Source organism: Agrobacterium sp. SORGH_AS_0440, assembly GCF_031453135.1.
Classification (GTDB): domain Bacteria; phylum Pseudomonadota; class Alphaproteobacteria; order Rhizobiales; family Rhizobiaceae; genus Agrobacterium; species Agrobacterium pusense.
On record NZ_JAVIYR010000002.1, the window covers coordinates 476,575 to 491,759 of the forward strand.

The following is a 15,185-nucleotide window of genomic DNA, read 5'->3' on the forward strand; positions in this document are numbered from 1 at the left end:
CAGATATAAGGCACCCGGCATTCCCCCCTCGGCCCCCGGAGCTTCCACACAGACGAGACGACTCTTGACCGTCCCATAAATCCTTGCATTCTAATGACAAATTCAAATGAGGAGATTACGTGCCAGATGGAAGTGGCTGATAAAGCAGACGCCTTCAACGTCTTTCAGTTGATTGAGACGTTCCGAGAAATACACCCAGAAATGCCCATGCAAATGGCATCTGTCTTCCTCCTCATTGCAATGAAGCCGGGGATATCGCAGGGCGAGCTATTGCGCTTCATGGATATTAGTCAGTCGGGCATGTCCCGCAACATCGTAGCCCTGACAGCTATCAATCGGCACGGTGCTCCCGGTCTTGATCTGGTGGAGCAACGGCCAGCACCACATGATGCCCGTATTACGGTCCTTCAGTTAACCGGGAAGGGGCGAACCTTTCTTGAGCGCCTCCTTAGTGTCTGGCGCAGAGGCGATATCGAGGTCAGGGTTTGAGGTGGTGTCATTTGAGTACACCTCATGAGAACCTGATATTCGCTGGTTCGATAAGTCTGATTGACAATTCAAAACGAACCGATAATAAGGGAACCACTTAAAACGAACTTAGGTGGTTTTCATGCATATCCGCGCATACCTTCGAGCCAGCACCAAGGACCAAGACGCCAGCCGCGCAAAGGACGATTTGCTTCGGTTCGTTGAGGAGCGCGGGCTTAAGATCGCTGCGACCTATCTGGAGAATGAAAGTGGGGCATCGCTTAAGCGTCCCGAGCTATTCCGGTTGCTAGGTGATTGTCATGCCGGTGACGTGTTGCTGGTGGAACAGGTTGACCGCTTGAGCCGCTTGAACGCCGAGGACTGGGAAAGACTGAAGACTGAGATACGGACTCGCCGCGTGAGGGTCGTGGCGCTCGACTTACCCACCTCATGGATGCTTGCCGATGGAAACAAAGACGACATTCAAAGCCGTATGCTTGACGCCATCAATGGAATGATGCTGGACATGCTGGCTGCTATCGCCCGCAAAGACTACGAAGACCGTAGACGGCGGCAGGCTCAGGGTATCGCCAAAGCGAAGGAAGATGGTCTCTACAGAGGCAGGCCGGAAGACACCGAACGCAATGCTGCGATTCGGAAGATGCTGGATAGCGGCATGAGTTGGAATAGTATCGTAGCAGCTACCGGATGTTCCCGGTCTACACTGTCCCGGCTTGCAAAAAAATCGTCACCGTCTGTTGCGTGATTTTCGCGCTTGCTTCCAAGTGGAGGCATTATGTTTTTTTCTCAGCATGCGCTTTGCTATACTGGGCAGTAGGTAGCACGTGAAGCCGCCACGTCATCGCGCCACACTCACCGGCCATCGTTAATCGCCGAGCAAGACATCCGCCAACCACTCCTTTTCGAAGTCGGTGAGTTTGTCTTCAGAGGAAGAACTCGCGTCTTTGAGCTTTTCTATAAGTCTATTCTTGCTATCTCCGTCGGCATAGAAACGCTCCGCGATTTGCACGGGAATACCCTCTTCATCCAATTCCTTCAGAACTTCCGCTCTAAACCAGCTACTCAAGCTCCCTATAAACAACTGGTAGTCAGCTAGTGGATCAAGTTGTTGAACAAACATTTCGACGGCATTGAAAAATTGCGGAAGACCATACTCACAAGCACGCAAAAACTTGAAAATCGCGTCGTGGCCTTCGGGTTTTCCTGTGTAGTCCTCGTCTCTAGCTAGAAGAAAGGCACGGAGAGTCTTCGATCTTCGAAGCTGGTCGATATAGAAGGTGAGCTGAGGTGCGGACCACGCCCCGAACGAATGTGGCCTCTGGATGCGGCAGATCACTTCAATGCATGCCTTGATTTGCTTGTAAGTCGGAATTCCTTCCCAAACTAAATCGGCACCATCCTTGAAGGCCGCCTCAGTAAATCCTTTAAGCTCTGCTGCTCTTTCCAAGCCAATCGGCGACAGAAGGCGCAGCTGTGCTTCATCAAGTCCAAGCCGCATACGAAGATCGCGAACACGTTCCTCAGCCTTAGAGCTATCAGGTCTATCTTCAACATAGACAATGTACTCATCGGGCAAGTCATCATCTTCGTTGAATACTGTAGGTGCAACCTCCAGCTCCTCTTGTTCGGGTACCTCGTTGAAAACCAGAACTCGACCTATCTGGTGTTGGCCCAACCGACCCGCTCTGCCTCGAATATTTGCGAAAGTGAAAAAATCATAATCAACACGATTTATTTTTTTATCGAAAATCATCACAGTTTTCGCTGCGGTGTTGACGCCTTCAATAAGGGTCGAAGTGCAAAAAAGAACTGGTAGCTTTTGCTCGTTGAACATCCTCACCATCTTAGCGGCTATAGCTCTCGGAACCCGGCCATGGTGAACTCCAAAGCCGTAATACACGGTGCGGCCAAGTAACCCGTTCGGACCTACGTTGACCTGTAACCATTCTGCAAATCCCGAGCTGACGTCTGAGACCGCCATTTCCTCAGCGAGCTCGGCAGCCAGACTGTTTGCCCTATCAGGCGACGAGACAAAAACGAGGGCGGGCCAGTTGTTGTCCTCACCAATCTCATCGATAAGGCGCTGACGCTTGTTCGGCTCAGCCTGAAGATCGAGTGTATCGACCGCGACTGTCGAGAACCGTGTCTTTAGGAACTCGAAGCGCCATCGAATGTTGTCCGATATTGCAACATTGTCGATGTTTGGTCCAAGAAAAAAGAACTGCTTGGACCGCTTGAGAAGTCGATAGACGGCAGCATTCAGAGCAACGCTTCGCTCGTCCTTTCTAGAAGGGTCGAGTTTATAGAATTCATCTACAACGACCAAATCTAAGTAGCCGATGTCTTCACGGTGAATCAGTCGCTCTTGCGTGCCAAGAAAAATAACAGGGCCGGTCCCGGGAGAATCGGAAGGGTGCATAATGAGTTGGAAGCGATGCCCGAAACGCCCCAACAAGCGCCTCCGAAATTCGTCTAAGAGAGCGATTGTTGGTAAAACGATGGCCACACGCTTGTATCGTCCCGTGACAAGTAACGCGTCAATCAACAAGCTTTTACCGAAACTCGTGGGTGCACTTAGTATGAGATTCTTCCCACTGGCTAGTGCATTAAGAGCGACTACTTGTTCCCGATGAAAAGTAATACCGCCGAGCTCGTCAGACGTGGCAGCTTCAGCTACTAAGGAGTCTGCGACATCTGCTGTTTCCTTATCTATGTAATTCCATAGGCCGCTAGCTCTAGCCAACCCGCTTATTATCTCATTGAACGAAGAAAGCTCGTCATATCTATTATTCAACAACTCCACCAATCTCGGAATAACTTCCAAGATTGCAGGGTCATCCTGCTCGCCAATCTGAATACGACGAGATGCGCTCCCAATTGCCCTAAAGACCTCGCCACGCAAAGCATCCCCTTGAAGGGTAGAAATGCGTCTCCAATCCGCTATTGGGGTGCTCAAGGCGTCAATCCCTTCAAACGTTTGTCGAACGCAGTTGCCAAAGCATCTTTTGATCCTAAAGGTACATAGATCAGTAAGATTTTTATCTTCGATCTCAGTCCAGATGCTTTGATGGCCTCCGAAAGAGCAATTAGTTCTTCGGAAATGTCGGACTCATAGGCCTGTCCGAATTGATTATGCGATGTAGTTGAGGAGCTGTCAGCCGCAATGAGAATTGGAAAAATTGATTTCTGAAAGAGGACATCTAGAGTAAGCGGCAAGGAAACCCCATCTGGCGCGGCTGATGCTGAGTAGGGTATTTCGGGCGTAGGAGTTCTCTGAATGTGAGGATCTATGTCTAGACCTGCGGCTAGCCTTGGGTTGATGCGAATGATCGAGGCGGTGCCCGATCGTCTTGACGGGTCGCCGCGACAGTTGCGACGGTTCTGGTCCGACGAATTCAAGGCCACAGCGGTTGAGCAGGCTTGTCAGCCCGGTGTGAACATGTCGGCAGTGGCGCGGCAGATCGGGATCTTGCCGTCTCAACTCTACCGCTGGCGTAGAGAATTGTTGGGCAGTGATGAGCCTGGACAAGCACCAGCGGCAGTTGATCCGCAGAGCGTCGCACCTGACCCCGACCCCGTCGTCGAAATCGTCATTGACGGTATCGTCGTGCGGGCCGGCCGGCATGTCGAAGAAGTGCATCTGCAGCGTGTCATCCGAGCGGTTCGCTCAGCATGATCCCCGCAGGTGTAAAGGTCTTCCTCGCCAGCCATCCCATCGACTTCCGCAAAGGGCCGGACAGCCTGCTGTCGCTGGTGCGCGATGCTGGCAGTGATCCGTTCAACGGCTCGCTTTATGTCTTCCGGGCCAAACGGGCCGACCGGATCAAGATCGTCTGGTGGGATGGATCCGGGGTCTGCCTCTACTCGAAGCGGTTGGAGAAGGCGCAGTTCTGCTGGCCGCGGATAGGCCACAACCGAGTCCAGCTCAACCATGCCCAGCTCATGGCGCTCGTTGACGGCATGGACTGGAAACGGGTGCGCTCGGTGGCGGTGAAGCCGCCGGAGATTGTTGGGTAAATGCCTGCGGCAAAGTGAATCACCCGCCTGAAAGGGCAGGCAAACCGGAGCAAAATATGCTCTGGTAGACGTCATGACGCCGCCCGATCTGCAGCTCCCGGATGATGTAGATACCCTGAAAGCCATGGTTCTTGCCATGGCCGAGAAGGCCGCGCGCACCGATGCTCTTGAGAGCGAGGTCGCAGACCTGAAAGCCAGAAACGCCGATGCTGATGAACGCATCGAACGACTGACCCAGATCCTGAAAGCCTTCGATCGTGCCCGCTTTGGCCGGCGATCGGAAAAGCTCGGCTCTCCAGGCATCGATGATGAGCAGCAGGCCTTTGTCTTCGAGGAAATCGAGACCGGCATCGCGGCGATCCGAGCCAAGGTGAACAAGGGTGCCGCCCATACCGAAAAGCGTCCGCCGCGACCGCGCAAGGGCTTTGCTCCTCATCTGGAGCGGGTCGAAGTGGTGATCGAGCCGGATGAACTGCCCGAACACATCGGCAAACAGAAGGTGCTGATCGGAGAAGACGTCTCGGAGCGACTGGACGTCGTGCCGGCGAAGTTCCGCGTCATCGTCACCCGCCGACCGAAGTATGCCTTCAAAGATGAAGACGGTGTCATTCAGGCAGCCGCACCCGCGCACATCATCGAGGGCGGCATTCCGACGGAAGCGCTTCTCGCCCAGATCGCGGTCTCGAAGTATGCCGATGGCCTTCCGCTCTATCGGCAGGAGGCAATCTATGCCCGCGACAAGGTCGAGCTTGACCGGAAGCTGATGGCTCAATGGATGGGCAAGCTCGGCTTTGAACTTGATATCCTGGCCGACTACATCCTCGCCGAGATCAAGAAGGCTGAGCGTATCTTCGCTGACGAGACAACGTTGCCGACACTCGCGCCCGGATCCGGATCGGCCAGGACGGCCTGGCTATGGGCTTATGCCCGGGATGACAGACCCTTTGGTGGCAGTAGCCCGCCGATGGTTGCCTATCGCTTCGAAGATAGCCGTGCTGGCGATCGGGTCGCCCGGCATCTGAGTGGCTATCGCGGTATTCTGCAGGTTGACGGACATGGTGCCTATAACAAGCTTGCCAGATCTGACGGAGGCAATGACGGCGTGATGCTGGCCTACTGCTGGTCCCATAGCAGGCGCAAGTTCTACGAGCTCCACGCCTCAGACAGCTCCAGGATCGCCACCGAGACGGTGGAACTGATGGCGAAGCTCTGGCAGGTGGAAGAAACGGCCCGCGGCCAAAGCCCTGACGCCCGTGTCGCCGCGCGCCAGGCGACATCTGCTGCGGTTGTCACGGAGCTCTTCGCCCTCTGGCAGAAGACGCTACCGCGGATCTCCGGCAAGTCGAAGCTGGCCGAGGCGATCCGCTATACCACCTCGCGTCGCTCCATCTTCGAGCGCTTTCTCACCGACGGCCGCATCGAGCTCGACAACAACATAGTTGAGCGCGCAATCAGGCCCCAGACAATTACGAGAAAGAACAGCCTCTTCGCCGGCAGCGATGGCGGCGGCAGGACATGGGCGACAATCGCGACGCTGCTGCAGACTGCAAAGATGAATTCTGTCGATCCCCAGGCCTGGCTGACGCAAACACTCGAGCGCCTCGCAAATGGCTGGCCTAGTAGCGAAATCGATGTCCTTATGCCGTGGAGCTACAAGGCCTGAACGGCCTCAGCTTGCCGCTTACCATCTAGAGGGGCCTCTTCTGAAAGAATCTCTCTAATTTTTTCGTAGTGAGGAATATCTGTCGAGACCTGCGGACCAAGGATAAGTTTTTCGTTTTTCAAGAAACCCTGGTCTATGTGCTTCTTAACTGAGGCTACAGCATTAGCTATGGCACTATCACGGTCCTTAAAGAATTTTGCCTCTCCGAGCCAAAGCTCGACACTCTCATCTTTGTAGCGAACATGAACCATGTCGAAAGATTTTACGACTTCATTCGAAGACGTGAGATAGAAAACTCTTGGAGCAAACGGAATTGTTCCGAAATATTCGCGGCAAATGGCATGCAACGATATCTCCCCAATTTCACCACGTCTTTCATATGCTTCACTTTTATAAATACGTGCTGCTGCTTGCCGTAATCGCAAGTAGCTATTGCCGTGGGAAAGTGTCTTAATCTCATCCGATTTAAGGGCGTAGTCGATGATCCATTCTATCATATGGTCTGCAAAAGCGTCGCAACGCCATTTCTCAAGTTCGAAGCCCACGCAGTAGGCCTGCTCTTCCGCGCCTCCGACAGTCGCCAGCCGAGTGAAAAGAGGCTTAGGTTTCGTATCGTAAGGAGACAGCATGAGACCCCGTTGTTTTTCGCTCACTCTAACAACGATAATCTAATGAGTGAATGGTTTAACAACGATTACTTGTGGCGTCCCGCGAACTAAACCATATCGAGCGGGCAAATGCGGAGTCGGTTCCTATCTTATTCCATAACCGACCGATTTTTCGGCCCGCTTTCGAGGCAACTGCACGGCCTCCACACATTGCGTCAATTGTTCGGGAGATAGCCCCCCCAGATAGACGCTCGCAGCAACACTTTGCGGCTTGTGACCGACCACAATTTGCACAGTCAGTTCAGGTTGACCCGCTTGGCGCTGACGACAGGCTTATCGGCGGCTCGCCGTTAGCCATAGGTAGGCCTTTGATCCACCAGCCTGCGAATGGCGGGCAGTTCAGCCTTCCATTTATAAATGCTGGTATCGCTGACGCCGTGCCTGCGACAAAGCTCCGAGACCGGTGTACCAGCGTCCTGCTCCTTCAGCACCGCAATAATCTGCTCTTCCGTAGCTCTCTGCTTCTTCATTCGTCCGTCCTTTGATAGGCCGGACTCTAATCCAATCTGGAGGAAATTCGCAGTGGCAGGTCAACGGACACAGCGGGCGAATAACAAGGTTACGCTGGTTCAGTCTTATCCAGAACTAGCCTATCACCCGACACCCGCACATTCTGGTGTATTACGTCCACGGGGATGTGCAGCTTGAGTGCTTGCTGCTCAAGAAAACGATGCGCCATCTTATTGATGAGGGTTTTCAACCCCGGCATTGGGTATTCAAGAAGCCCGTAAGCAGTCCTTACAAGGCCGATCGTTCCCAAAACTATGCCAAGGACGGTCCAAAAGACGAACCCTTCAAGATAGTGGGTGAAGTAATTTACTGTCGCCAACAGTCCGAAAAACAGCATTGCCGTGACTACAACACGTTGAACGATCGTGGCTCTTGAATTGAAGGTCTGAACTAGGTTTTCGAGTTGTTTCCCCAAGCGAATTTCTTGTTCGAGTTTTTCTCGCCGCGCGTTTTCCAGTTGCTGCTCCAGCTCGGATATTTGCAAGCTCGCAGTTGTTTGGGCCTCCAAAGCTGCGGAATGCGCAGATTCTAGTTCAGCGGCATGGCGTTCTTTTAGCTCTTCTGCCGTAGCTTCGCGCATCACATCCAGCAGGTGTTCGACATTGTCAGCCGTCACTACTCTCTCATCGTTAAGCGTTTGATCTGCTAGTTTTTGGACGCTCCGCGCGTCTTGCATAAGAAGGTTCAACTGCTCAAGGCGGGCCGGAGTTATTTTTGCAAGCTGAGCAGCAACGGCATTTCTTACCTCAGGCCGCACTTGTAAAACGCGATCACAAACAGTGATGAGATGACCGCGAGGTATCGTCTCCTCCACACCGAGGCCGGTGCGAAGCCACGCTAACGTCGCAAGTTCGCGCTGGTACATAATAGGCCCTTCTTGGACCTGATTAATCATCCGACTTTGAAGGCAATATTTTCGCGCGTGACGGACAAATGCCGAGTTTCTAGTAACCATTATGTATCGGCACTTGAAAATATCACTGCTATGTTGAGCTTCGCGTAGACGCATAATCAGAGCTGTGCAAGTTGCGTCGTGCTCTCTAGCCGCCACGAGGTTGCCCCACGTGATTGACGAAAACAAATCTTCGTATTGCTCCATTGTGAAATATCGGTGGGAATGAGGAAAAGCGTCTAAGGCAATCGGCCTTACTAATATGCCCGCATTTTCAAGCGCGCGCTCAGGATTATTGGCAACTGCTTGAACAAAATCGATGCTTACCTCACGCTTGATTAGCGCGTTGTGGGTGTATCCACGCCGTTGCTCAGGTGGAAGCGCCAGCATGCTACGAAGGTTTCGCTGCATTTCAACGCAGCTTATTGGAAACACAATGAATTTCACGCCAATCCGTTGTAACGGTTTCACTATCGCCTGTATGTCTTCTTGAAAGGCCGTTCCAGAACATCCGAGAAAATCCAATGCTATAGGTGCATCTAGCGCAATGGTAAGTTCAACGTTTTCCTCAACATGCGTAGGCTTTACGAAATCTTCGACGACTTCTGTTAACAGCGCGATCGATGCTAATCTTGCTAGGTGGGTGCTGAACTCCGGCCTTGTTCGCATGAGATGCTTGATAAATCTCGCGCACATGTAACGGTCATCTGGCTCAAGCGGCCTTCCGCCTTCCGGGAGGTCCGCGATTAACTCGCGAGCCTGCCCATCTTGCTCCAGCCCGCCTAACTCAGGCATGTAAGCACCTTCACCGGAGCTATCCATCGACACGAGAAAACGAATTAAGATGTCTTGTAGCTCATCTCGGGTGCGCTGGTAGGACAGTAGGTCCGTGACCCTCGGAGGAAATTTTTCGAATTCGTCAATAATCTCATCGAAGGCTCTAAGGATACCGGATGAGGGCTCTTGGGGAGCGGCGTTGTACCGAACACCCCATACAGTACCCCCAGAGGCAGAAACTTGGCGCTGCAAAATGCCGCGCTTCTCGAGTCGCGGGATAAAGGCTTCCGCGATGTCTCCGGTGAATCTCCAACGGTATAGCCTCCTCACACCAGCGGCAAAGACGTGGGGGTTGAATATGTGGCCGTTGAGTAAAGTTAAAATCGGTTCAAAGAACGGGATGAGCGCGTCGAGTACATCGTGGTCTTCACCCTTTAATTCTGTGAGTGCGGCGTAAACTCGCAGTGCATGCCTAGTAACATTACTCATGCTTTCCCCCCGATGTCTGTATTAACCCATCATATCCTTGCCGGTTGGTCTAGTTAGGCGAACGCAACTACAGGATTTATCCACTGCTCCAACTGGGCGCCTTCCAAAATTGAGAGGTCTTGAAGGCGGGAATTTGCTAACAATTTATACAGTCTGGTAAATGCTACAGTAAGGTGCTACAGTGCAAAACAGCGAGCACCTCATAAGCTTTTGTTTTTACGAATACATATGGCAGATTTGAGAAACTTCAAATCTCTCTAGCAGCACCATTTTACCTCAACAATTCAAGAAGTTGCGCGCTTACTCAAGCCCTACACCCTGCATGTTGCTCACCGCATTCCGGAGTGTTGTCGCTTCGTGAAAGCTTCGCAAACGGGAAAACCGCGCCCCTTGCGAAGCGCGGTTTCCACATCCGAATATTCTGTTGCTGCCAGAGCGGGACGAAACCGCCCGTAGCCAACGGGCGCCGCTTACTGACGGAATAGCGACAGGATATTTTCGGAACTGGTATTGGCGATGGAGAGCGACTGGATCGCCAGCTGCTGCTGCGTCTGGAGAGCCTTGAGCTTCGTGGATTCCTCGTTCATGTCCGCATCGACGAGGCGGCCGATGCCCTTGTCGATGGAGTCTGTCAGCTTGGAGACGAAGTCTTCCTGCAGATCGAGGCGCATCTTGATCGAGCCGAGATCGGCGCTTGCGCTGATGAGCGATTCCAGCTGGGTGTTGACGAACTGGATCATGTTATCGAGACCTTCGTTTTCGGTCAGCGGCTGTCCCTTTGAATTGGTCAGGCCGGCCAGGTCCTTCGTGATGTCGAGGTCGATCAGCGAGTAGTCGAGCTTCTGCGCCATCTGCGAATCCGCTGCGGCGGTTTCCAGATAGATATTGTTGCCGGACGTTCCGCCGGTGCCGATCGCGGTTACCGTGGTGCCGGCAGGTGTCGGCGCCGTGTTGTTGGCCTTCACGTAAAGCGCTTCGCCGGCGGCGTTTTCACCGATCTTGAAGTAGGTGCCGTTGTTTCGTGCAGTGGTGGCGGCAGCGACTGTAACGAGGCCGGTTACCGGGTCTGCGGCGGAAACCGTGGTTGTCGTGCCCGAGGGGAAACCGAGAAGCTGCGCTTCGGTAAACACCTTTGCGGTATAGGGTGTTGTTGTGGGGACACCTGCGGGCGTCGTTGTCGTGATCTCGAAATCGCGAAGAGCGCCGGTATCGGAGTAATAGGCGGCGCTGTCGAGAATGCCGTTTTTCGTCGCGCCGGTGGTCGTATCGAAAAGCGCGGTCTTGTTGTCGACCTGGATGTTGATGGTCTTGACGGCGACATTACCTGCACCGTCACGGATGAAGGAGCCGACGACCTGCTTGGTGATGGGCGTCAGATTGCCGGAGGCGTCGCTGATCTTGCCCTTCAGCCAGTTTTCACCGGAGAAGGAGGCGGATTCGCCAATGCTCTTCAACTGGTCCTGAAGCTGGCGGATTTCTTCCTGGATCTTGGCCTTGTCAACGCCTGCTTCGCGGGCGGCAACCAGCTTCTTGCTGATTTCCTTGACGACATCGACGGTGGTTTCCATGGCGGAGTAGGCGGTATCAACCTTTGCGGCGCCGAGGCCGAGAGCGTCCTGTACGGCGGAGAGGGCGCCATTATCAGAGCGCATGGTGGTCGCGATCGACCAGTAGGCGGCATTGTCGGATGCGGTCTTGACGCGCATGCCGGAGGAAACGCGCGACTGGGTTTCTTCCATGTTGCTGCCGATGGCGCGAAGAGTCTGGAGGGCGGCCATGGCCGCAACGTTGGTCAAAATGCTGGTCATAATGATTTGCCCCTTGATTGGCTGAAATGAAAAGGGACATTCCGGATTGCCGCCGGGAACGATCGAGCGGCTTGATGCCTGTTAACCTCTTTTTCGTCTTGGTTAACCAATCGTTTCGATGACCAGTTTTTAGGGCGCGAATGGTTAACAAAGCCTAAACCTGTATTAATAAAATTAGGAAATAATAATTTCTATTAACGATAACGAAAAACCGCGCCCTTTCGGGCGCGGTTCGCATTTGACGATTGAGTGTCGGAATTAACGGAAGAGCGAGAGAATGCTCTGCGAGTCGTTGTTGGCGATCGACAGGGCCTGCACAGCGAGCTGCTGCTGGGTCTGAAGGGCCTTCAGCTTGGTGGATTCTTCGTTCATTTCCGCGTCGACGAGGCGGCCGATGCCCTTGTCGAGCGAGTCGGTCAGCTTGTTGACGAAGTTTTCCTGCAGTTCGATGCGCATCTTGACCGAGCCGAGGTCGGCGGCGGCGGATGTCATGCTCTGGAGCTGCTTGTCGACGAAGGAAACCATGGCGTCGAGCGCCTGCTCGGGCGTCAGGGTCACGGTGGCGGGACCAACGAGATCCTTGGTGATGTCCAGCGAGGTCAGGGAGTAGGACAGTGACTTTGCGAGCTGATTGTTGGCGCCGGTTTGAAGGTAGACGTTTTGGCCATCTTTCGTGGTGCCGATTGCGGAGGTGCCGAGCGCTTTCTGAGCTGTGTCGATGGCGGCGGTACCCGTCGAGGCAGTCGCTGCGGTGCCGTCGCCCATGACCTTGACATACTGATCGTCACCGATTTTCAGGTATGCGCCGTTCTCTGCGGCCGAAGCGTTGGCGACAACGACCAAGCCGGTAGTCGCATCCGCAATCGCAGTGACCGGGGTTGCAGCCGCGGCAGGGGTCAAGCCCTTAAGCTGTGCTTCGGTGAAAACGACGGCTGCCTTAACCGTGGTGGCCTTTGCGGCGCCGACGCCTGTCGTGATTTCGAAGTTCTTGTATGAACCCGTCGAGGAATAGACGGCTTAGGCATCGAGAATACCCTGCTTGTCTTTTGCCGCGCCGGACGAGGTGTCGAACAGAACCGTCTCGTTGCTCAATGCGACATTGATGGTCTTGACGGAAACGTTGCCGCTGTTATCGCGGATGAAGGAGCCGACGACCGCCTTGGTGATGTCGGAGAGGTTGCCCGTGCCATCGCTGATCTTGGCCTGCAGCCAGTTCTCACCGGAGAAGGAGGAGGAGCTGGAGATGGACTTCAGCTGGTCCTGCAGCTGGGAGATCTCTTCCTGGATCTTGGTCCGGTCGACGCCTGCTTCGCGGGCGGCCACCAGCTTGTTCTTGATCTGCTTGACGACCTCGATCGAGGATTCCATGCCGGCATAGGCGGTGTCGACCTTGGCAGCGCCGAGGCCGAGGGCGTCCTGGACGGCGGAAAGGGCGCCATTATCCGAACGCATCGTGGTCGCGATGGACCAGTAAGCGGCATTGTTGGAAGCTTCCCGGACGCGCTGGCCGGAGGATACGCGGTCCTGCGTGGCTTCCATGCTTTGGCCGATGGAGCGCAGGGTCTGGAGTGCAGACATGGCTGCGACGTTTGTCAAAATACTCGTCATAATAAATTGCCCCTTGAATGGCTGATTAGAAAAGGGACATTCCGGCTCACCGGGAGCGGCGTACAGCATCATGCCTGCTAACTGGCTGATTTTAAAAGGTTAGCTCACCGCTTCGATGGCTCTAGCTAACTGCCTTATGGTTAACAAATACTTAAAGTAGTAAAAATCTCGCGATAGAATTTATACGTGCATACCATCTAAAAAACTGAAACGTAATATTTGCCATCGGTGTCCGGACGGGCTGCCTTGAACGGCCTCCAGGGTCATCGCTTTGAAACGCGGGCGATAAAACGAAAAAAACCGCGCCCTTTCGGGCGCGGTTCGCATTTGACGATTGAGTGTCGGAATTAACGGAAGAGCGAGAGAATGCTCTGCGAGTCGTTGTTGGCGATCGACAGGGCCTGAACAGCGAGCTGCTGCTGGGTCTGAAGAGCCTTGAGGCGAGTCGATTCTTCGTTCATTTCCGCGTCCACCAGACGGCCAACGCCCTTGTCGAGCGAGTCGGTCAGCTTGTTGACGAAGTTTTCCTGCAGTTCAATGCGCATCTTGACCGAGCCGAGGTCGGCGGCGGCGGATGTCATGCTCTGGAGCTGCTTGTCGACGAAGGAAACCATCGCGTCGAGATACTGGTTTTCCGAGACTGCCGAGCCGTCACTGTTCTTGAACGTGCCGGTCAGGTCCTTGGTGATGTCCAGCGACGTCAGCGAGTAGGTGAGCTGCGTTGCGAGCTGGGCGTCAGCGCCTTCTTCCAGGTAGATCTTGGTGGTGCCGTCGAGGCCCACGGCAATGCTGGTCTTGGTTGCCGGAGCTGTCGGCGCAGTCGTGTTGATTTTCACGTACTGGTCGTTGCCAAGATTGAAGTAGGTGCCGTTGACGTTGGGGACTGTCGTGTCGGCGTTAGCGATCGTGACGATACCCGTTGCGGCGGCGGTGGTGAAGGTGACGGCGGTACCGGCAGTTGCTTCCTTCAGGCCCTTCAGCTGAGCTTCGGTGTAAACCTTGGCTGCGGCAACCTTGGTTACCGGCTGTGCGGCGCCAGCGCCGTCCGAGTCATTGGTGATTTCGAACAGCTTGTAGCTGCCGGTGGAAGAAAAGTAGGCATAGGAGTCGAGAACGCCCTGCTTGTCTTTTGCAGCGCCCGAAGACGTGTCGAACAGTACCGTGTTGCGGCTCAGGTCAACGTTAACGGTCTTTACGGAGACGTTACCGGCGGCATCGCGAATGAAGGAACCAACGATCTGCTTGGTGACGTTCTTCAGTTCGCCGGCACCGTTGCTGATGGTTGCCTGCAACCAGTTTTCACCGGAGAAGGAAGAGGAGCTGGAGATCGACTTCAGCTGATCCTGAAGCTGCGAGATTTCTTCCTGGATCTTCGACTTGTCTACGCCGGGTTCGCGAGCAGCGACCAGCTTGTTCTTGATTTCCTTAACGACGTCAATGGACGATTCCATACCGGAATAGGCGGTATCAACCTTGGCAGCGCCGAGGCCGAGGGCATCCTGCACGGCAGAAAGGGCGCCGTTGTCGGAACGCATCGTGGTCGCGATCGACCAGTAAGCAGCGTTATCGGAAGCTTCGCCGACGCGCTGGCCGGAGGAAACGCGGTCCTGCGTCGTTTCCATGTTCTGGCCGATAGAACGCAGGGTCTGGAGTGCAGACATAGCTGCGACGTTAGTAAGAATGCTCGTCATGGTAGATTTGCCCCTTGAATGGCTGATTAGAAAAGGGACATTCCGGACTCACCGGGAACGGCGCACAGCATCATGCCTGCTAACCGGCTGATTTTTAAAGGTTAGCTCACCGTTTCGATGGCTTTAGCTAACCTTTATATAGTTAATGAACACCTAAGGATTTTCTAAAAAATGCATTCCGAAGATTTGTTTTGCAACCCTTACGCGTGCGCGCGCGTATTCTGAAATGTTTAAAAAAAAATGAAGCCGCACCCGTTGCCGGATGCGGCTTTGTCGACAGGTGATGTGCTCGGGTCAGCCTCCCTTGCACTCGCCCCATTCACGCGATCGCGAGACGGTCAGCCCCCGCTTGCAATCGCGTCATTCATGTCATTCTGGTCGCGGCTATCCGCTGTCCATGGGTAAAATCTGACAGCCGGTGCTTTCCAAATCACTAATTTAGACGAGTACCAAAGCCCTTGCTGGGATCGTGGTAAATCCTTCGAAAATAAGGATGGTAAACAAATTCTGCCGGGGATTTGGCAGTATGCAACAAACAAAACCGCGCCCTTTCGGGCGCGGCTTGCATTTCGT

General features: G+C 54.1%; 10 protein-coding genes and 2 pseudogenes. 5 read left to right on the forward strand and 7 right to left on the reverse strand.

Annotated elements, in window-relative coordinates; translation table 11 throughout:
- Positions 1-126 precede the first annotated feature (126 nt).
- Positions 127-489, forward strand: coding sequence for a MarR family winged helix-turn-helix transcriptional regulator (locus QE453_RS11620; protein ID WP_309777109.1), 363 nt, complete (start codon positions 127-129; stop codon positions 487-489).
- 121 nt (positions 490-610) lie between these two features.
- Positions 611-1,234: a recombinase family protein gene (locus QE453_RS11625; protein ID WP_113555508.1), complete on the forward strand. Its 624-nt coding sequence runs from the start codon at positions 611-613 to the stop codon at positions 1,232-1,234.
- 120 nt (positions 1,235-1,354) lie between these two features.
- On the opposite strand, the gene QE453_RS11630 is transcribed toward QE453_RS11625, so the two are convergent.
- Entirely contained in the window at positions 1,355-3,445 is a 2,091-nt protein-coding gene (locus tag QE453_RS11630) for a DEAD/DEAH box helicase (RefSeq protein WP_162763585.1), read from the reverse strand.
- A 333-nt stretch (positions 3,446-3,778) separates the two neighbouring features.
- Between QE453_RS11630 and QE453_RS11635 the strand changes: the two genes are divergently transcribed.
- The 3 genes from QE453_RS11635 (at position 3,779) to tnpC (ending at position 6,169) form a co-directional block, all read left to right on the forward strand.
- Positions 3,779-4,165, forward strand: coding sequence for a transposase (locus tag QE453_RS11635; protein ID WP_309776123.1), 387 nt, complete (start codon positions 3,779-3,781; stop codon positions 4,163-4,165).
- Positions 4,162-4,506, forward strand: a complete 345-nt coding sequence (gene tnpB / locus QE453_RS11640; protein WP_309776121.1) for an IS66 family insertion sequence element accessory protein TnpB — start codon at positions 4,162-4,164, stop codon at positions 4,504-4,506. Before QE453_RS11635 ends, tnpB begins: the two co-directional genes overlap by 4 nt.
- Positions 4,507-4,579: 73 nt before the next feature.
- Positions 4,580-6,169: an IS66 family transposase gene (gene tnpC, locus QE453_RS11645; protein WP_309776119.1), complete on the forward strand. Its 1,590-nt coding sequence runs from the start codon at positions 4,580-4,582 to the stop codon at positions 6,167-6,169.
- Here the strand turns inward: tnpC and QE453_RS11650 are convergent.
- From QE453_RS11650 to QE453_RS11675, 6 genes and pseudogenes are all read right to left on the reverse strand, one after another.
- Complete coding sequence (locus tag QE453_RS11650) at positions 6,157-6,798, reverse strand: DUF1837 domain-containing protein (protein WP_309777110.1); 642 nt, start codon at positions 6,796-6,798, stop codon at positions 6,157-6,159. The genes tnpC and QE453_RS11650 overlap by 13 nt on opposite strands.
- Positions 6,799-7,175: 377 nt before the next feature.
- Positions 7,176-7,307 (reverse strand): annotated as a pseudogene (locus QE453_RS11655) (transposase); the annotation flags it as partial.
- Between the two features lie 89 nt (positions 7,308-7,396).
- On the reverse strand, positions 7,397-9,505 hold the full coding sequence (locus tag QE453_RS11660; protein ID WP_309777111.1) for a hypothetical protein: 2,109 nt from the start codon (positions 9,503-9,505) through the stop codon (positions 7,397-7,399).
- Between the two features lie 470 nt (positions 9,506-9,975).
- On the reverse strand, positions 9,976-11,313 hold the full coding sequence (locus QE453_RS11665; protein ID WP_004439930.1) for a flagellin: 1,338 nt from the start codon (positions 11,311-11,313) through the stop codon (positions 9,976-9,978).
- A 258-nt stretch (positions 11,314-11,571) separates the two neighbouring features.
- Positions 11,572-12,921: pseudogene (locus QE453_RS11670) on the reverse strand (flagellin).
- A gap of 347 nt (positions 12,922-13,268) precedes the next feature.
- A complete protein-coding gene (locus QE453_RS11675) occupies positions 13,269-14,612 on the reverse strand; it encodes a flagellin (RefSeq protein ID WP_045532752.1) in 1,344 nt (447 codons plus the stop codon).
- Between the last annotated feature and the right edge of the window lie 573 nt (positions 14,613-15,185).